Raw genomic sequence first — 17,519 nt, 5'->3', positions numbered from 1 at the left:
CGCGGGCCGGGCCGCGGCGTTCATCGGTGCAGGTGGTGGAACACCGTCATCCACTGGTCGGGGGACACGAATCCCACGGCGGTGTCGCCGGGCACCCGCGCGGCCGCCAGTGCCCGGTCCACCCGGCGGGCCGGGTGGGCGCGGCGCAGCGACGCCCGCAGCGATCCGCCCAGGCCGGAGAACCCGAGCTCGACCAGGGCCCGGTGGTCCCCGGCGTCGGCCGGGTCGAGCAGCGGGACGGGGCGGCGGCGCAGCAGCAGCACCCCGGCGTCCACCCGCGGCACCGGGTGGAACCGGTGGCGGGGGATGCGGCCCGCCCGCTCCCACGACCAGGTCGGCCAGGTCAGCACGGTGAGCCTGCTCCAGCGGCCGTGGCCGCCGGTGCGCTTGGCCGCGTACTCCCACTGGGTGATGAGGGTGGCGCCGGTCAGGGCGGGCGCCGCCAGGCACCAGCGCACGATGTCGGAGGTGCGGGAGTAGGGGATGTTGCCGACCACGGAGAACGGTTCGCGCGGGGGCCGCACCCGGGTGAAGTCGGCGCACACCACCCGCACCTCCGGGTGGCGGCGGGCGAGGCGGTCGGCGAGGCGGGGGTCGATCTCGTAGGCGGTCAGCCGCCCCGCGGCCGGGGCCAGGAAGCGGGTGAGCGCCCCGTCGCCGGGGCCCACCTCCAGGACCAGGCCGTCGGGGTCCACTCCGGCCAGGCGCACCACGCGTCGGGCGGCGGAGGGGTCGGTGAGGAAGTTCTGGGACAGGCGTCGGCGGTCGTCGCCCGGGCGCGGGCGTGCGGTGCGTACCACGAAAGGTCCTTGTCGGCCGCCCGGGAGGGCGGCGTCGGGGGACGGGCGGCACGCCGGGAGAGCGGCCCGAGGGCACGCGGAAAGGCAGGTCGGCCGACCCGTCCCGAGGGATTCAGGGACACGATCGGGCCCGGACCGGGGCGCTGTCAGAGGAAGGACGGACCCCCTGGCACCGCCGACATCGCACCGGGGAAGGTACGGGAACGGCGGTGCTCTCGGAGGGGTCCGGTCACCGGCCCGGGCCGCAGGGGCGGGGCCGGAGGTCGAGGTCGTGGGCGCGCGCGGACCGGGCCGGGGCACGGTCGGTCACGCCGAAGAAGGCCGACATGGCTTCACCGTAGAGGCCCGGCCGCGGAGCGGGCAACGCATTTTTTTATTGGTTCGCGGGCGGCGTCCCGGAGCGGGCAGACTCGGGGCCATGCTCGACTTCTCCGCCTACGACACCCGCAACTACCGCACCGTCGACGTCGCCACCGGCTACGACGGATGGTCGGCCACCTACGAGGACTCGGTCCTGGACGCCATGGACCTGGCACTGCTGGATCGCCTGCCCCACCCCCGCTGGCCGGAGGTCGGCCGCGTCGCCGACCTGGGCTGCGGCACCGGGCGCACCGCCGCCTGGCTGCGCGGCAAGGGCGTGGCGGGCGGCATCGACGGGGTGGACCTGAGCCCGGGCATGCTGGAGTCGGCCCGAAAGCGCGGCGCCCACACCACCCTGGCCGAGGGGGACGTGCGCGACACCGGGCTGGCGGGCGGGGCCTACGACCTGGTGGTGTCCTCGCTCATCGACGAGCACCTGCCCGACCTGGCGCCCTTCTACGCCGAGGCGCGCCGCCTGGTCCGCCCCGGCGGCCTGTTCCTGCTGGCGTCCTACCACCCGCAGTTCGCGATGGTGTCGGGGATGCCGACCCACTACACCGACGCCACGGGGGAGTCGGTGGCGATCACCACCCACGTCCACCTCATCAGCGGGCAACTGCGCGCCGCCCTGGCCGCCGGGTGGACCCCGGTGGACATGGTCGAAGGGGTGGTGGACGACACCTGGGTGGCGGCCAAGCCCAAGTGGGAGAAGTACCGGGGCCACCCGGTCTCGGCCGCCTACGCCTGGCGCGCGGTCTGAACCCCTTGGGGCCCTCCGCTTCGCTTCGGGCCGCGGTTCGAGCGCCCCCCCGGGGGGCGGGAACCTTCGCCTCCTGCGTCGACATCCTCGTTCCTCGGATGTCTCCTACGGAGCCTCCAGAACCCCACCGGGCGCTCTCACAGCAGCGCCTCCAGCCACAGGGTGCGGTGGCGGGCGATGTGGTCGGCCGCCGGGCCCCAGTGGTCGGCGTGGCCCTGCGCGTACAGGTCGGCCCAGGGGGCGCGGCCGGTGCGGCCGCCCTCCACCAGCAGGTCGTACATGCCGCGCACCCGGTGGTGGGCGGCGTCGGGCAGCTCCTCGCGCTGGGCGCGGTCGCAGCCGTAGCCGTCGGCCAGGGCCCGCAGCCGGGCGGCCTGGGCGTGCGGGTCGCCGCCCGGGTGCAGGGGCACGAACCCGTGGGCGGCGTAGCCCAGGTCGCCCATCCGGGTGCCCGGCCCGGCCCCGTCCCAGTCGATGAACACCCACCGGTCGCCGTCGCGCACCAGGTTCCACGGGGCCAGGTCGTTGTGGCAGACGATCTCCTCGCGGGCGTCCGGGACGGCCACCTCCCACACCGCCTGCTGCGGGTGGCGCGGGCGGTACAGCGAGGTCAGGTCGTGCAGGCGGCGGATCAGCCCGCCCAGCCGGTGCAGCTCGGCGGCGGTCAGCGGCGGGTCCCGGTCGGCCAGGGTCCCGGGCACGTACTCCAGCAGCTGGTCCCCGGTCAGGGAACGCCCGTAGGAGCGGGGCGCCGCCTCGTAGCCGTGCTTCTCCAGGTGCCGCAGCAGGTGGACGACCGAGGGCGCCGCCCGGTGCCACTGCTTGCGGACGGTGCCGCCGACCCGCAGCACCGGGCCGGAGGTGTTGCCGCCGTGCAGGACCTCGGTGCCGGGGCCGTGGTGCGGCGGGGGAGTGGTGGGTGTCATGGGGCTCATCGTCCGGGGCGGGGCGAGCGGGTGTCCAGGGTTTTTCACCCGGCGGCCGCGGCCTCGGCCCGGTCCATGTCGGCGTCGCTGATGAACAGCAGCCACACCAGGACCACCGCGCTCAACGCCCCCATGGAGGCGAACACCCAGGTCAGCCCGGCGAACTGGGCGATGATGCCGCCCGCGGCGGCGCCCAGGGGCATGGTGCCCCAGGCCAGCAGCCGGTAGCCGCTGTTGAGCCGGCCGAGCAGGCGGTCGGGGGTGATGCGCTGGCGCAGGGACACCGTGGTCACGTTCCACACGGCGATGCCGAGCCCGCCGACGAAGAACCCGGCGCCGACGAGGTACGGGTTCGCGGTGAGGGCGGGCACCCCGACCAGGACGACGAAGGTCACCGCGCAGACGCGCATCGACAGGGACCGGCCCAGCAGTCCCACGACGCGGGAGGCGCTCAGGGAGCCCAGGATGACGCCCAGGGCGGAGGCGGTGAGCAGGACACCGTAGGCGGGCTCGGTCAGCCCCATGGGGGAGTCCGGGCCGACCGCGTAGAGCACGAACACGGCGAAGGCGGCGTTGCTCGCGAAGTTGCTGATGCCGACCATCGCGGCGAACGCGCGCAGCATCCGGTGGCGCCACAGGTAGCGCAGCCCCTCGGCGATGTCGGAGCCCATGGTGGTGGACCGTTCGCGTTCGACCCGGAACCGGCCGCGGACCAGGAGCAGCGCTCCTATGGCGACCAGCCACAGCGCCGCCGGGGCGGCCAGGGACAGGGCGAGCCCGGTCGCCACCAGGAGGCCGCCCAGGGGTGGGCCGACGAACTGGTTCATGGCCATCTCGGTGGCGTGCAGGCGGCCGTTGGCGCGGTCGAGCCGGTCCCGCGGGACCAGCTGGGGCAGGATCGACTGGGCCGAGGTGTCGTAGAGGGTCTCGGTGACGCCCACGCCCAGGGCGACGGCGTACAGCACCCAGATCCCGCCGGTACCGGTGGCCACGGACAGCGCCAGCAGGGCGGCGAGCAGGGCGCGGCCGGTGTTGGCGGCCAGCATGATCCGGCGCCGGTCCAGCCGGTCGGCCAGGGCCCCGGCGGGCAGGGAGAACAGCAGCCAGGGCAGGGACAGGGCCAGGGACACCCCGGCGATGAGCAGGGGCGAGTCGGTGAAGCGCAGTGCGGCCAGGGGGAGCGCGATCTTGAGCACGCCGTCGGCCAGGTTGGACAGGGACGACGAGGTCCACAGGCTCCAGAAGGGGCGGCCCAGGCCCCGGGGGGTGGTGATAGAGGTCATGGCCTGATCCTGGCAGTCTGATCGATAAAACTCAATCGATTCTACGAAAATCGACCGTTGTTAGCATCTGACCATGGCACACGCAGACCAGACCGCGCCGGACCCCGCGACCCCCGTGCGCAAGCGGCGGCCCGCCACCCCGGAGGAGAGCAAGGCGCTGGGGCACCCGTTGCGGGTCCGCATCCTGCGCCTGTGCTTGGACGAGCTCACCAACAAAGAACTCGCCGAGCGCCTGGGCGTCTCCCCCGGCACCGTCCTGTACCACGTGCGCCGCCTCGTCGACGTGGGCTTCCTCGTCCCCGGCACCCCCCGCACCGGCGCGAGCGGCGCCCTGGAGAAGCCCTACCGGGCCACCGGCGAGACCTGGTGGCTGGACAGCCCGCTCCAGGACGCCGAGCCCGCCGCCGCCCACGCCCCCGTGCAGGCCTTCCGCCGCGAACTCGACGAGGCCGGACCGGAGTCGGTGCGCACCTTCTCCAGGTTCACCCTGCACCTGTCCGACGAGGACGTCGAAGAACTCGACCGGCGCATCGTCGCCGTCCTGGACGAGTTCGTCGCCACCGACGACCGGCGGCGGGAACACCCCCGGTACAGCGGCATCTTCCTGGTGCACCGGCCCCCCGGGGCGAGCGGCACGGCCGCGGACACCGAACGGGGCGCCGACGCCCGTCGCGCCGACACCCCGTGACCGGGAACGGACCCCGTCAGCCCCCGTACTGCACGTACAGGAACACCGCCAGGGCGATGAGGAGCACCGCCGTCAGCACCGCCGCCGTGATCTTGGCCGCCGAGTAGGGGCGTTCGCCCTGCACCTCGCCGGTGCACCCGTTGATCACGATCTGCCAGGTCTTCCCGCCGTGCAGGTAGGCGCCCGCCCACACCGGCACCAGCAGCAGCTTGCCGGTGACCTCGGAATAGGCCGTGTCCACCGACGTCACCCGCTGCTCGTCGCCGCCGATGTCCCGCTTGCAGTCCTGTTCGATGGTGCGGGCCATGACCTTCTTGGCCTCGTCCAGGCCCTGCTCGGGCTCCACGTCGTAGCGCAGCGCCTCGTGCCCGGCCAGGTACTCGTGGGCGTAGGGCTGCACCTTCTCCAGCGGCCACGGCTTGAGCGCGTCCACCTTCTCCGGCGCCACCTGGGTGGTGGCGTTGACGAGCACGTCGTCGAAGGACCGCGAGACCCGGCCCCGGGCCGGGTACCAGCGGGTCTTGCGGACCTGCCGGGTCTTGGTGACCGACTTGCCGTTCTCCTGGGCCGTGTAGGTCTCGGTCACCCAGTAGTACTCGCCGCGCTTGCCCTGGTAGTCCGACACCGTTGCGGCGTCGAAGGTCCAGTGCGGCAGGTAGGTGCTCTTGAACCGCTCGGCCTCGTTGACCTTCTTCAGGCTGTTGGGCGCGAACCAGCGACTGTTGGTCCACCGGGCCAGCGAGTCGTGGGCCGCCCGCCGTTCCACGGTGAACGGCAGCACCGCCTCCGGCGGCACCTGGACGTCCGCCGAGTCGTCGGTGACCAGCGGCGCGGTGCAGAACTGGCAGGTCTGGGCGAGGTGATCGCCCTGGATGTGGGCCCCGCACCCCTCACAGATGAACCGGTGCCCGGCCACCTGCGCCGCCGGCCTGCGGTCGAAGAGGGTCTCCACGGCGTGCTCGCGCACCTCGCGGGTGGCCTCGGGGATCTTCTCCTCGCTACCGCAGTACGGGCAGCGCATCTGACGCGCACCGGCGGAGTACTCCAACCGGCCTCCGCACGATCCGCAGGGGAACTCGCGGGGTGCGGTCGGCGGGGGAACGGAGGTATCGGACATGTCGGCCTTCTGGGGTCGGGGGTCAGGGGGCGGGAGCGCGCGGCGCGGTCAGGCGGGCGGCATGGGCGGCGGGGTGGCCGCGAACAGCTCCGACAGCTCCGGGACCTGGCCGGCCGCGGTCCACTGCGCCATGCCGGCCTTCCAGACCAGGGTGTCGCGGGTCAGGCTGCCGCCGCCGACCTGCTGCGACAGCGCGTTGACGTCGAAGGGGCCGGCCTGCTGTCCGTTCACGCCCACGAACCACTCGGCCTGCGGCAGCGGCGGCGGGGCCGCGGCGGGCTGCGCGGGGGCCTGCGCCGGCTGGGGCGGCGCCTGCTGCGGCTGCGCCTGCGGGTTCATGTTCTGGGCCATCTGCTGCGCGGCGGCCAGCCCCATGCCCATGCCCATGGCCTCGCCCATACCGCTGCCCGGGGTCTCGGCGGCGTCGCCGATCGCGCTCGCCGTCTGGAACTTCGTGTACTGGTCGAGATCGCCCAGCACACCCATCTGGGTGCGCTTGTCCAGGGCCTTCTCGACCTCCGGCGGCAGGGTGATGCTCTCGACGTTGAAGTCCGGGATCTCCAGGCCCACCGACGCCATGTCCTGGGTCAGCGCCTGGGACATGCGCTGTCCCAGGTCGTGCTGGTGGATCGCCAGGTCCAGCACCGGGACGTCGCGGGCCGCGGTGGCCAGGGCACTGCCCAGGCGGCCGACGATCATCTGCCTCAGGTAGCCCTCCACCTCCTCGGTGCGGAACTGCGGGTCGGTGCCCACCAGCTCACCGATGAACAGCGGCGGGTCGATCACCCGCACCGAGTAGCCGCCGAAGGCGCGCAGCCGCACCGGGCCGAACTCGGGGTCGCGCACCATGACCGGGTTCTGGGTGCCCCACTTGAAGTCGCTGAACCGGCGGGTGTTGACGAAGTACACCTCGGCCTTGAACGGCGAGTCGAACCCGTGCTTCCAGCCCTTGAGGGTGCTGAGGATCGGGATGTTGCGGGTCTCCAGCGTGTACATGCCGGGCGCGAACACGTCGGCGACCCGGCCCTCGTTGACGAACACCGCGATCTGGGACGCGCGCACGGTGAGCTGCGCGCCCATCTTGATCTCGTTGTCGTGCCGCGGGAAGCGCCAGACGATGGTGTCGCGACTGTCGTCGGTCCACTCGATGATGTCGATGAATTCGCCACGGATGGCGTCGAACAGGCCCACGTGTGCCCTCCCTGAGACTTCCCTTGTCACCGGGGTCAGACGCCCCGGTACGCCGAGAGGTTCCCAGCTTAGGCAGATCGGCCGCACCGTTCCCGGGAGCCGGCGGAGACGGTCATGGAAAGTGGCGGCACGTCACCGTCCGCGCGCGCTCAGGGCCGCTGGATCCGGCGCCCCGTGACGCGGTTGGGGACGATCCGCAGGACCTGGTCCCGCGGCCCCTCCGCCCAGGGCACGGGCAGGCGCCCCTGCGGGATGCGGGAGAGCTCCCCCTCGTCGCGCACCCACCGGCACCGCCCGGTGAACAGGGCGCTCCAGCCCTCGCGGCGTTCGTCGTCGAAGTGGTCCACCTGGAAGGAGGCGTAGCCGCGGGCGTAGCGCATGACGGTGCCCGCCAGGCTCGTGCGCAGCACGACGGTGTCGTTGAGCAGGGCGTAGTTGACCGGCAGCACGGTCGGTGCGGCGTCACCGTCGATGGTGAAGGCGATGCGGCCGATGTCGCGGGTGGCCGCCAGGTTGAAGCAGGTCTGGCGCTCCAGCACGGTGAAGGTCGCCTCGGCGTCCCCTTCCGCGAGATCGGTGCCCATGAGCATCGCCGAGTCCTCGTCGAGTCGGCGGGTGCCGGACAGCAGCTCGTCGTCGGGGGCCCGGCCGGGCGGCACCGCCGCCTGTCCCCGCGCGGTTCCGATACCGCTTTCACGAACCATTGCGACCCCCCGAGATCGGTTCCCCGTTTTTCTCGATCTCCACCATTGTCGCCGCTCAGCGGGTCGGTGCGGGTGTCCTACGGTCCCCGGGCCGATGGCGGAGGTCCCCTTTTGAGCGCTTACCCCGGAGGTCCTAGGCCTCAAACAAAAAGGGACCTTGTACTCATAAGCTGACAATGATCGCTGTCTAAGCTGGAGAAACGGGACCCGCGTCACCGATGACACCGCCGTTCGGCCGGCGCGTACCCGCGGTGCGCCGCCCCACAATGGGTATCGGCGGCCCGGGAACGGGGCCACCGGCGAGCAGAAGGGGTGCGCACCTGATGGACGGCGACGACACGATCCGGGTGTTCCTGGTCGACGACCACGAGATCGTCCGCCGGGGCGTGGGATCCCTGCTGGACGACGAGGACGGCATCGAGGTGGTGGGCGAGGCCGGCACCGCCGCCCAGGCCCTGGCCCGGGTGCCCGCCCTGGCCCCCGACGTGGTGGTGCTCGACGTGCGCCTGCCCGACGGCGACGGGGTCACCGTCTGCCGGGAGATCCGCTCCCTGCTCCCGGACACGCGCATCCTCATGCTCACCTCCTACTCCGACGACGAGGCCCTGTACGGCGCCGTCATGGCCGGGGCGTCGGGGTACATCCTCAAGCAGATCCACGGCACGGACCTGGTCGGCGCCGTGCGCACGGTCGCCCAGGGCCGCTCGCTGCTGGACCCGGAGTCCACCACGCGCATGCTGGAGCGGCTGCGCGAGGAGGCGGGCCGCAAGGACCCGCTGGGCGAGCTCACCGAGCAGGAACGCCGGGTGCTGGAGCTCATCGGCGAGGGCCTGACCAACCGCGAGATCGGCGCCCGCATGTACCTGGCGGAGAAGACCGTCAAGAACTACGTCTCGCGGGTGCTCGCCAAACTCGGCATGGCCCGCCGCACCCAGGCCGCCGCCTACTCGGTCCGCCTGTCCCTGGGCGGCTCCTGACCGGGCCGACGGGCCGACCGGCCGGTCGCGGGCCCGCCGCTCAGACGCGGGTGCGGGCGGGCACCGACCAGCGCACCGCGGTGCCCTCCCCCGGGGCGGAATCGACCTCCACCGACCCGCCCAGCTCCTCGGCGCGGGAGGCGACGTTGCGCAGGCCGCTGCGGTGCGCGCCCTCGGGGACGCCCGCGCCGTCGTCGGAGACCCGCAGCACCACCCGGCCGTCGGCCACCGACACCTCCACGTCCACCGCCGTGGCGTGAGCGTGCCGGGCGGCGTTGGACAGCAGCTCGCGCAGCACCGCCACCAGGTGCCCGCCGGTGGTCTCGTCCACGGCGGTGTCCACCGGCCCCTGGGTGAGCAGCCGGGGTGCGAACCCCAACGACTCGGTGGCCCCGTTGACCAGGTCCAGCACCCGGGAGCGCAGCCGGGCGGAGTCCTCGCCCGAACTCTGTAGGGCGAAGATCGTCGAACGGATCTGCCGGATGGTGTCGTCCAGGTCGGTCACCGCCTTCTGCACCCGCTGGGACGAGGTGTCGTCGTCGATCCGCCGCACCGTGCCCATCAGGGTGATCGCGGTGGCGTACAGCCGCTGGATGACGGTGTCGTGCAGGTCGCGGGCGATGCGGTCACGGTCCTCCAGGACGCTGAGCCGCTCGGAGTCCAGCCGGGCCTCGGCCAGCTCCAGGGCCACCGCCGCCTGGTCGGCGAAGGAGGCCAGCATGCCCATCCACGCGTCCGGGAACTCCTCCCGGCCCGCGGCGCCCGCCAGCAGCAGCACGCCCCTGGCGCCGCCCGGCGGCCCGAACGGCAGCACCAGGATCGGCCCCAGCCCCGGTTCGGCCAGGAACTCGACGCTCGGGTCGCAGTGCTCGGAGACGTCGGTACGGACGGGGTGGCCGCTGAGGTACACCCGGCCCAACAGGGTGCCCGGGGCGCAGGTGACCGTGGCGCCCTGCATCCCTGCCGCCGGCGGGACGGCGCGGCCGCCGGGCACCGCCCCCTCCGGGGCGTCGCCGTCCCCGGGGGCGTCCCACACCCGCACGGTGAGGGTGTCCGCCTCCTCGCCCGGCATGGCCAGGACGCAGACGTCGGCGTGCGCCATCAGCCGCGCCCGCCGGGCCACCAGCCGCAGCACCTCCTCGGGCGGGGCGCCCGACAGCAGCCGGGTGGTGATCTGGCCCGAGGCGTCCAGCCAGGTCTCCCGGCTCTGGGTCTGGGAGAACAGCTGGGCGTTCTCGATGGCGGTGCCCGCCGCCGTGGCCAGGGCGCGCAGCAGCAGCTCGTCGTCCCCGGTGAACTGCCCGCCGTCGCGCTTGTCGGTCATGTACAGATTGCCGAACACCCGGTCGCGGATGCGGATGGGCACTCCCAGGAAGGTGCGCATCACGGGGTGCCCCCTGGGGAAGCCCACCGACTCGGGGTGGTCGGAGACGTCGCCCAGCCGCAGGGGTTCGGGCTCCTTGATGAGCAGCCCCAGGATGCCCTCGCCGCGGGGCCAGTGCTCGATGGAGGAGATCTCGTCCGGGCGCAGCCCCACCGGGATGAACCGGCTCATCTCCCCGTCGGGCCCGATCACGCCCAGCGCCCCGTAGCGGGCGTTGACCAGACTGCTCGCGGTCTCGGTGATGCGCAGCAGCAGGGGGTCGAGTTCGAGGCCCTCCCCGATGGAGACGACCGCCTCCAGCAGGGTGCGGATGCGCTCCTGGGTCGTGGAGATATCGCTGAGCCGGGAGCGCACCTCGTGGAGCAGGTCGTCCAGTCTCACCTCGGGGAGGGACAGCCGCTCCTGGCCGGGGGCGGGGTTCTCACCGTTGCTCATGGGCGCTCTCCACCGTTCCTCCGAGGGTCTGACCCGAGTCTAGGGGCGCCTTTCCGCCACCCGTGTCCGGAGTGCCGAACCTTCGGTGCCCGCGGTCACATCCCCCGGGCCACAGGGCTTCCGCGATGTCCGGACCTTCGGGGGCCGAAAGGCCGGACCCTTTTCGGGGAGGGAACGCGGGTCCCTCCCCTCGTCCTTCCGGCGCCCGCCCGGAAAGGCCGCGGAACGCGCTGGGAGAAGGTGCGACCCGGCCGGGTGATGCGGTCGGTGCCCGGCCGTCGACCGGCCCGGCCGCGACCGCGCGAACCCGGGAAGGCTCGTTCCGGGACCCGTCCGTCCGGTTCCGGGTGCGCGGGGAGCCGCGATCGGGTACGGCTTGGGTGAGCCGCCCCACCGACCCCGAGGAGACCTCCTTGCCCGAGATCGAATCCGGAGCCGTCCTGTTCGACCTGTTCGGCGTGATCGCCCGCCACCAGTCCGCCGACGGCAAGGAGCGCCTGGCCGCCGCCATGGGCGCGGCCGACCCCGCCGCGTTCTGGGCCGCCTACTGGGACCTGCGCCTGCCCTACGACCGCGGCGATCTGGACGGCCCCGCCTACTGGCGGGCGGTGGGGGAGCGGCTGGGCCGCGAGGTGGACCCGCGGCTGGCCGCCGCGCTCATCGAGGCCGACATCGACAGCTGGCGCGCGGTGGACCCCGACATGGTGTCCCTGGTGGAGCGGCTGGCCGCGGAGGGCCGGACCGTCGGCCTGCTGTCCAACGTCCCGGCCGAGCTGGCCGACCGCTTCGAGAAGGACAACCCGTGGCTGGCGGCGTTCTCGGTGCGCGCCTTCTCCGGCCGCCTGGGGGTGGCCAAGCCCGAGCCCGAGGTCTACCTGTGGTGCCTGGAGCGGATGGCGGTCGCCCCGGGGGACACCCTGTTCGTGGACGACCGCGGCGAGAACGTCGCGGCCGCAGAAGCGCTGGGCATGGCCGGGCACGTGTTCACCGACCGCGCCGCCCTGGAGGCACGTCTGTAAGAACGCACGACGGGCCCGGGGAGCACTCCGCTCCCCGGGCCCGACGCCAGACGTCAGCGCGAGGTCGCCCTGACCGGGGTGTCGTCCAGCGAGTCGTTCCGGGTCTCACGCGTCAGCAGCAGCGCGACCAGCGTGATCACGCCGGCCAGCATCAGGTACCCGCCCACCCAGGCGATCCCGAAGGTGCTCGCCAGCCAGGTCGCGATGTAGGGGGCGAAGGACGCGCCCAGCAGCCCGGCCAGGTTGTAGGCGGCCGAGGCGCCGGTGTAGCGCACGTTGGTCGGGAACAGCTCCGGCAGCACCGCCGCCATCGGACCGAAGGTCAGGCCCATCAGCGACAGGCCGATGATCAGGAAGGCCAGCACTCCGACGGTCCCCGAGCCCAGCAGCGGGCCCATGGCGAATCCGAAGGCGATGATCACGGCGGTCACCGTCACCAGGACGGGCTTGCGGCCGAACCGGTCCGACAGCAGCCCGGAGATCGGTGTGAAGATCCCGAAGAACACCACGCCGACCAGCAGGAACACCAGGAACTGGGATCGGTCGTAGCCCAGGCCGGTCTCCGGGTCGGTGCCGAAGCCCAGCGAGAAGACCGTCATGAGGTAGAAGAGCACGTAGGTGGCGACCATGACCAGGGTCCCCAGGATCAGGGCGGCCCAGTTGCAGCGGAACACCTCGACGATGGGCGTGCGCACCTGCTCGCCCGCGGCCAGGACCTTGGCGAACGTGGGGGTCTCGTGCAGGCTCAGGCGCACCCACAGGCCGACCACGATGAGGACCGTCGACATCAGGAACGGCACCCGCCAGCCCCACGCCAGGAACGTCTCCTCGCTCATGGCCTGGCTCAGGATGAGGAACACGCCGTTGGCCAGGAAGAACCCGATGGGCGCTCCCAACTGCGGGAACGTCCCGTAGAAGCCGCGTTTGCCCGCGGGGGCGTTCTCGGTGGCCAGCAGGGCGGCCCCGCCCCACTCCCCACCCAGCCCCAGGCCCTGGCCGAACCGGCACAGCGCCAGCAGCAGCGGGGCGATGACACCGACCTGGGCGTAGGTGGGCAGTACGCCGATGCCGACGGTGGCGACGCCCATGGTGAGCAGGGACGCCACCAGGGTGGCCTTGCGGCCGACGCGGTCGCCGAAGTGGCCGAACACCCAGGAGCCGATGGGGCGGGCCACGAACGCGATGGCGAAGGTGGCCAGCGACTGTAGGCGGGCGGCCATCATGTCGCCCTCAGGGAAGAACAGCGCCGGGAAGACCAGGACGGCCGCGGTCGCGTAGATATAGAAGTCATAGAACTCGACGGACGTGCCCACGAGGCTGGCGGTGAGCACCTTGCGTCGCGGGTTGGTCGGCGGGTCCACCGGCGCGGGATGGCCGCGCTCCGGTGCCGGGTGCTGTTCGGCGACGTCCGTCATGGGACTTCTTTCCAGGTCAGAGCAATGGTCTGCGGAGGGAGGATGAGCGGATCGTAGACCCGATGGGCACTATGTGGGACATTTGTCTTAATATGTGGACATCGGGGAGGTTTCGTGTCCGCTGTCCGGTGCCCGGGGCTCGCACAATGCCCTGCGTGCCAGGGCTTCCGGGCGGCCTGTGGCATCGGCCATATCCGGGGGCCGCGTGCGCGGACATGTCACGCGCGGGAGGGGCCGTCTCGTCCATGGGGTGAACGGAACACTCCACAGGGAGGCACCCATGGCCCACGAACTCCTCGTCCTCGGCGCCGGCTACGCCGGACTCTCCGCCGCCCGCCGCGCCGCCCACCACGCCCGCAAGAGCGGGGCGGGGCTGCGCGTCACCCTCGTCAACGCCACCGACACGTTCGTCGAACGGGTCCGCCTGCACGAGGTGGCGGCCGGGCGCGCGGACGGCGTCGTCCACCCCCTGTCCGACTCCCTGGACCCCGCCGTCGACCTCGTCGTCGGGTGGGTGGAGGCCTTCGACGCCGAGGCGCGCACCGCCGAGGTCCGCGTCGGGGACCGGGTCCGCACCCTGCGCTACGACACCCTCGTGTACGCCCTGGGCAGCACCGCCGCGGCCGACGCGGTGCCCGGGGCCGCCGAGCACGCGGCCACCCTGGCCGGGCTGGAGGGCGCCCGCGAGGCGGCCCGCCGCATCGCGCAGGAGCGCCCCCGCACCCTCACCGTCGTCGGCGGCGGGCTCACCGGGCTGGAGGCCGTCACCGAGATCGCCGAGGCCCACGCGGGCATGGACGTGCGGCTGGTGACCTCGGGCCCGGTGGCGGCCGGCGTCGGCGCCGGGGGCCGCGCCCACGTCCTGAAGGTGCTGGAGCGCCTGAACGTGTCCGTCCACGAGCACACACGGGTCGCCGCGGTGGAGGCGGACCACGTCAAGCTGGAGGACGGGGACCTGCTGGAGAGCGACCTCACCGTGTGGAACGCCGGGTTCGGCGTCCCCCCGCTGGCCGCCGACGCCGGACTGACCGTGGACGGCTCCGGGCGGGTCCTGGTCGACGGGACCCTGCGGTCGGTCTCCCACCCGGACGTGTACGCGGTGGGCGACGCCGCCCACGCCGACGCGGTGGACGGCCGGGAGCTGCGCATGTCCTGCGCGATGGGCCTGCCCATGGGGACCGCCGCCGCCGACGCCGTCGCGGCCCGGCTGGCCGGGCGCGAACCGGACGCCACCCCGTTCGGTTACATGAACCAGTGCGTCAGCCTGGGGCGGCGCGACGGGCTCATCCAGTTCGTGCGCGCCGACGACTCCCCGGGCCGGGTCGTCCTGACCGGGCGCCCGGCCGCCCGGTACAAGGAGATGATCGTGGCGTCCGCCTACGGCGGGCTCACGGGGTCCGGGCAGGCCCAGGCGGCGGGGTACGTGTGGCTGGCGCGCGCGGTGGCCCGCCGGTTCCTGCGCCGCGCCGCCTGAACGGCGGGGCGCGGAGGCCGGAGGGTGGCACGGGCGGGCGTCCCCGCCGGGTCTGCGGTCGCACGCACAGCGCAATTCCGGCGGGGACGTTCTGTTTCCCCACCGGCGCCCCCGGGCGGTCACCTCACGCGACCGGGCGCATGCCCGACAGTCGCTCAGCCGCCCGCGGCCCCGGCCGTCCCCCCGGCGCCCCCGGGGCGCCGGGGCACCGCACCGGTGGGGACGACGCGGGTGCTGTTGCCCCTGGACCGTTTGACCAGCTCCCCGTTGGCGCGGTCGCTGCGCCGCACCCACTCGCGAGCGGCGGCCTCGTCGCGGCCGCCCGCCAGCTGGCGGCGCAGCAGGCGCTCCTCGCGCAGCGCGTCATCGGCCTCCACGTACCAGAGCTCGGCGAACAGCGGGCGCAGGGACCCCCAGGGCTCGGCGTCCCAGGCCAGGTAGTTCCCCTCGGTGACGATGAGCCGGGTGCCGGGTTCGATCACGTGGCGGGCGGCGACGGGCTCGTGCAGCCGCCGGTCGTAGTCGGGCACGTAGACGGGGTGGTCGGTCTCGGTGAGGAGCCGCCGCACCAGCGCCGCGTACCCGTGCGCGTCGAAGGTGTCGGGGGCGCCCTTGCGGTCCAGCCGCCCCAGCCGCTCCAGTTGGGCGTTGGACAGGTGGAAGCCGTCCATGGGCAGGTAGCCGGCGGTGCCCGGGCCGGTCCGGGCGTCGACCTCGGCGACCAGGTGCCGGGCCAGGGTGGACTTGCCCGCTCCGGGGGCGCCGGTCAGGCCGAGCAGGGCGCGGCCCCGGGCGGGGAGCAGGGCCAGGGCGTCGTCGGTGAGGGATGCCGGGGCTTCGGACATGGGTCAGAGCGTATGCCCTCGCGGTGCCCCCGCGCCCGCGGGCACCGGGCGGGCCCCGCGGCGGCGCCGCGGGGCCGTGCCGGTCAGGGCGCGTGCCCCACGTTGGCCAGCGCCTGGCGCAGCAGCACGTCCTGGCCGTCGTTCATCTCCGCGTGGACCACCGGGTCGGCGGCTTCGTCCGGGGTGAGCCACACCAGGTCCAGGGCGTCCTGGCGGGGCTGGCAGTCGCCCGACACCGGCACGATGTAGGCCAGCGCCACCGCGTGCTGGCGCGGGTCGTGGAACGGGGTCACCCCGGGGGTGGGGAAGTACTCGGCGACCGTGAACGGCTGCGGGGAGGCGGGGATGCGGGGCAGGGCCACCGGGCCCAGGTCCTTCTCCAGGTGGCGCAGCAGCGCGTCGCGGACCCGCTCGTGGTACAGGACCCGGCCCGAGACCACCGACCGGTGGAACCGGCCGTCGGGGGTGGCCCGCATCAGCAGGCCGACGTGGGTGACCTGGCCGACCTCGTCGACCCGGACCGGGACGGCCTGCACGTACACCAGGGGCATACGGCCGCGGATGCCCTCCAACTCCTGGGCTGAGAACCAGCCGGGTCGGGTCTCGGCGGTTTCGGTCATGGGGTGCGCGGCGCGGTCCCGCCCGGGAGGGCGGAAGGGGTGCGCCGCTCCCTCCCTTCTGTGCGCTGTGCGTCGGCCCGGGGCCTCAAGGACACCATGTGTCCCTACCGCTTTTACCGCACCCGGGGCCGCGGTGCGCGTCGCGGGGGTCCATCCGGGTGTGTCCGAGAGAGAAGCGCATGACTGTCCCAGGGGCCAGGCGCGCCGGCCCGGGGGGTCAGGTGGAGCTGTCCCCGCAGCCACATCGTCGAGTTTTCGGGGGTTTTCTTCGCAAAAGCCTGCCGGAACCTCTCTGGAGAGGTTACGATCTCGTACGCGGTTGCGTAGTGAAAAGATTACATCCGGTGAGAGGTGGCCTCTAGTGGCACGGGATGTCCGGTTTCAGGCATGTCTCCCGCACACCGGTGTGACGGTGGTGCCGGTGGAGGGCGAGATCGACCTGGCCACCGTCCCGGGCCTGCGCGCCCGGTTGGCGGCGGCGGCCCGCGAGGAGGGCTGCGAGTGCCTGGTCGTGGACCTGGCGGGCGTGGGCTTCCTGGACGCGAGCGGGGTGGGCGCCCTGGTGGCGGCGCACCGGACGATGAGGGCCCGGGGTGGCCGTCTCGTGTTGGCCCGGCCGCGTCCGGCCGTCTCCCGGGTTCTGGAGATCCTGGGTATGGACCGGGTCTTCGAGATCGTGCCCGCCCCGGCCGCGCGCTGAGCGCGCCCCGGCCCCGGTGCGGGCGCCTGGTGGCGGCGCATCGGACGGCGAGAGCTCGGGGCGGTCGTCTCGTGTTGGCCCGGCCGCGTCCGGCCGTCTCCCGGGTTCTGGAGATCCTGGGTATGGACCGGGTCTTCGAGATCGTGCCCGCCCCGGCCGCGCGCTGAGCGCGCCCCGGCCCCGGTGCGGGCGCCTGGATCCGCACCGGGGCCGGGGTTCAGGCCAGGGGGAAGGGGACCCCGTGCTCCTGCGGGGGGCGCGGTCCCGTGATGCGGCGTTCCCCGGTGGTGATGGCCACGTCGTTGATGGAGGCCTCTCGGCGCCGCATCAGCCCCTGGGGGTCGAACTCCCACAGCTCGTTGCCGTAGCTGCGCCACCAGTTCCCCCGGGCGTCGTGCCACTCGTACTGGAAGCGGACGGCGATGCGGTCCTCCCCGAAGGCCCACAGCTCCTTGCGCAGGGCGTAGTCGAGTTCGCGCTCCCACTTGTCGGCGAGGAAGGCCCGGATCTGCTCGCGCCCGGTGAGGAAGCGGTCGCGGTTGCGCCAGACGGAGTCGGGCGTGTAGGCCAGGGACACCCTGTGGGGGTCGCGGGTGTTCCAGGCGTCTTCGGCGGCCTGCACCTTGGCGCGGGCGTCGGCCTCGGTGAAGGGCGGCAGGGGCGGGCGGGTCATCGCGGTCTCCTCGGCAGCGGTGGCCGGGCTCCGGGACGGCCCCGGAGCCCGCGGGCTCCGGGATCGAGACTGCCGTCGGGGGCGGCCCCGTGGCGATGTCCACACGGACAGGCTTCCCACACATTCGGACACGCCCGGCCGCTAGGCT

17 protein-coding genes are annotated in these 17,519 nt (G+C 73.4%); 6 read left to right on the top strand and 11 right to left on the bottom strand.

The annotated features are described in order from the left end of the window. Positions 1-20: 20 nt before the first annotated feature. On the bottom strand, positions 21-800 hold the full coding sequence (erm, locus tag QJS33_RS18725; protein ID WP_306369307.1) for an ErmE/ErmH/ErmO/ErmR family 23S rRNA (adenine(2058)-N(6))-methyltransferase: 780 nt from the start codon (positions 798-800) through the stop codon (positions 21-23). A gap of 418 nt (positions 801-1,218) precedes the next feature. Between erm and QJS33_RS18720 the strand changes: the two genes are divergently transcribed. Then, the gene (locus tag QJS33_RS18720) at positions 1,219-1,920 is read left to right on the top strand and encodes a class I SAM-dependent methyltransferase (protein ID WP_306369306.1); all 702 of its coding nucleotides are present in this window, start codon (positions 1,219-1,221) and stop codon (positions 1,918-1,920) included. A 137-nt stretch (positions 1,921-2,057) separates the two neighbouring features. On the opposite strand, the gene QJS33_RS18715 is transcribed toward QJS33_RS18720, so the two are convergent. Both QJS33_RS18715 and QJS33_RS18710 read right to left on the bottom strand, forming a co-directional pair. Next, on the bottom strand, positions 2,058-2,846 hold the full coding sequence (locus QJS33_RS18715; RefSeq protein ID WP_306369305.1) for a phosphotransferase: 789 nt from the start codon (positions 2,844-2,846) through the stop codon (positions 2,058-2,060). Positions 2,847-2,890: 44 nt separating this feature from the next. Then, entirely contained in the window at positions 2,891-4,129 is a 1,239-nt protein-coding gene (locus QJS33_RS18710) for an MFS transporter (RefSeq protein ID WP_306369304.1), read from the bottom strand. Between the two features lie 73 nt (positions 4,130-4,202). Here QJS33_RS18710 and QJS33_RS18705 point away from each other — a divergent pair, with 73 nt between their 5' ends. Then, positions 4,203-4,817 carry a helix-turn-helix domain-containing protein gene (locus tag QJS33_RS18705; protein ID WP_306369303.1) on the top strand — a complete coding sequence of 205 codons (615 nt, stop codon included), beginning with the start codon at positions 4,203-4,205 and terminating at the stop codon, positions 4,815-4,817. Between the two features lie 16 nt (positions 4,818-4,833). Here the strand turns inward: QJS33_RS18705 and QJS33_RS18700 are convergent, their stop codons facing one another. The 3 genes from QJS33_RS18700 to QJS33_RS18690 form a co-directional block, all read right to left on the bottom strand. Further along, positions 4,834-5,934, bottom strand: a complete 1,101-nt coding sequence (locus QJS33_RS18700) for a hypothetical protein (RefSeq protein WP_306369302.1) — start codon at positions 5,932-5,934, stop codon at positions 4,834-4,836. Positions 5,935-5,982: 48 nt separating this feature from the next. Next, complete coding sequence (locus tag QJS33_RS18695; protein ID WP_306369301.1) at positions 5,983-7,125, bottom strand: SPFH domain-containing protein; 1,143 nt, start codon at positions 7,123-7,125, stop codon at positions 5,983-5,985. Between the two features lie 149 nt (positions 7,126-7,274). Continuing rightward, positions 7,275-7,829, bottom strand: coding sequence for a pyridoxamine 5'-phosphate oxidase family protein (locus QJS33_RS18690; protein ID WP_306369300.1), 555 nt, complete (start codon positions 7,827-7,829; stop codon positions 7,275-7,277). Positions 7,830-8,152: 323 nt separating this feature from the next. Between QJS33_RS18690 and QJS33_RS18685 the strand changes: the two genes are divergently transcribed. After that, complete coding sequence (locus QJS33_RS18685) at positions 8,153-8,806, top strand: response regulator transcription factor (protein ID WP_306369299.1); 654 nt, start codon at positions 8,153-8,155, stop codon at positions 8,804-8,806. 40 nt (positions 8,807-8,846) lie between these two features. Here QJS33_RS18685 and QJS33_RS18680 read toward each other — a convergent pair whose 3' ends face one another. Next, on the bottom strand, positions 8,847-10,625 hold the full coding sequence (locus QJS33_RS18680; protein ID WP_306369298.1) for a GAF domain-containing sensor histidine kinase: 1,779 nt from the start codon (positions 10,623-10,625) through the stop codon (positions 8,847-8,849). Positions 10,626-11,038: 413 nt separating this feature from the next. Here QJS33_RS18680 and QJS33_RS18675 point away from each other — a divergent pair, with 413 nt between their 5' ends. Next, a complete protein-coding gene (locus tag QJS33_RS18675; protein ID WP_306369297.1) occupies positions 11,039-11,644 on the top strand; it encodes an HAD family phosphatase in 606 nt (201 codons plus the stop codon). A gap of 53 nt (positions 11,645-11,697) precedes the next feature. Here QJS33_RS18675 and QJS33_RS18670 read toward each other — a convergent pair whose 3' ends face one another. Further along, the gene (locus QJS33_RS18670; RefSeq protein WP_306369296.1) at positions 11,698-13,059 is read right to left on the bottom strand and encodes an MFS transporter; all 1,362 of its coding nucleotides are present in this window, start codon (positions 13,057-13,059) and stop codon (positions 11,698-11,700) included. A gap of 280 nt (positions 13,060-13,339) precedes the next feature. Between QJS33_RS18670 and QJS33_RS18665 the strand changes: the two genes are divergently transcribed. Continuing rightward, entirely contained in the window at positions 13,340-14,533 is a 1,194-nt protein-coding gene (locus tag QJS33_RS18665; RefSeq protein ID WP_306369295.1) for an NAD(P)/FAD-dependent oxidoreductase, read from the top strand. A 155-nt stretch (positions 14,534-14,688) separates the two neighbouring features. Here the strand turns inward: QJS33_RS18665 and QJS33_RS18660 are convergent, their stop codons facing one another. Both QJS33_RS18660 and QJS33_RS18655 read right to left on the bottom strand, forming a co-directional pair. Beyond that, positions 14,689-15,378 carry a nucleoside/nucleotide kinase family protein gene (locus QJS33_RS18660; protein ID WP_306369294.1) on the bottom strand — a complete coding sequence of 230 codons (690 nt, stop codon included), beginning with the start codon at positions 15,376-15,378 and terminating at the stop codon, positions 14,689-14,691. Between the two features lie 83 nt (positions 15,379-15,461). After that, complete coding sequence (locus QJS33_RS18655; RefSeq protein ID WP_306369293.1) at positions 15,462-15,998, bottom strand: NUDIX hydrolase family protein; 537 nt, start codon at positions 15,996-15,998, stop codon at positions 15,462-15,464. 406 nt (positions 15,999-16,404) lie between these two features. Here QJS33_RS18655 and QJS33_RS18650 point away from each other — a divergent pair, with 406 nt between their 5' ends. Then, a complete protein-coding gene (locus QJS33_RS18650) occupies positions 16,405-16,698 on the top strand; it encodes an STAS domain-containing protein (protein WP_306369292.1) in 294 nt (97 codons plus the stop codon). A 217-nt stretch (positions 16,699-16,915) separates the two neighbouring features. On the opposite strand, the gene QJS33_RS18645 is transcribed toward QJS33_RS18650, so the two are convergent. Further along, the gene (locus tag QJS33_RS18645; protein ID WP_306369291.1) at positions 16,916-17,371 is read right to left on the bottom strand and encodes a nuclear transport factor 2 family protein; all 456 of its coding nucleotides are present in this window, start codon (positions 17,369-17,371) and stop codon (positions 16,916-16,918) included. Between the last annotated feature and the right edge of the window lie 148 nt (positions 17,372-17,519).

The organism is Nocardiopsis sp. CC223A, assembly GCF_030766825.1.
Classification (GTDB): Bacteria; Actinomycetota; Actinomycetes; order Streptosporangiales; family Streptosporangiaceae; genus Nocardiopsis.
This window is presented reverse-complemented; position numbering and strand designations above follow the sequence as displayed.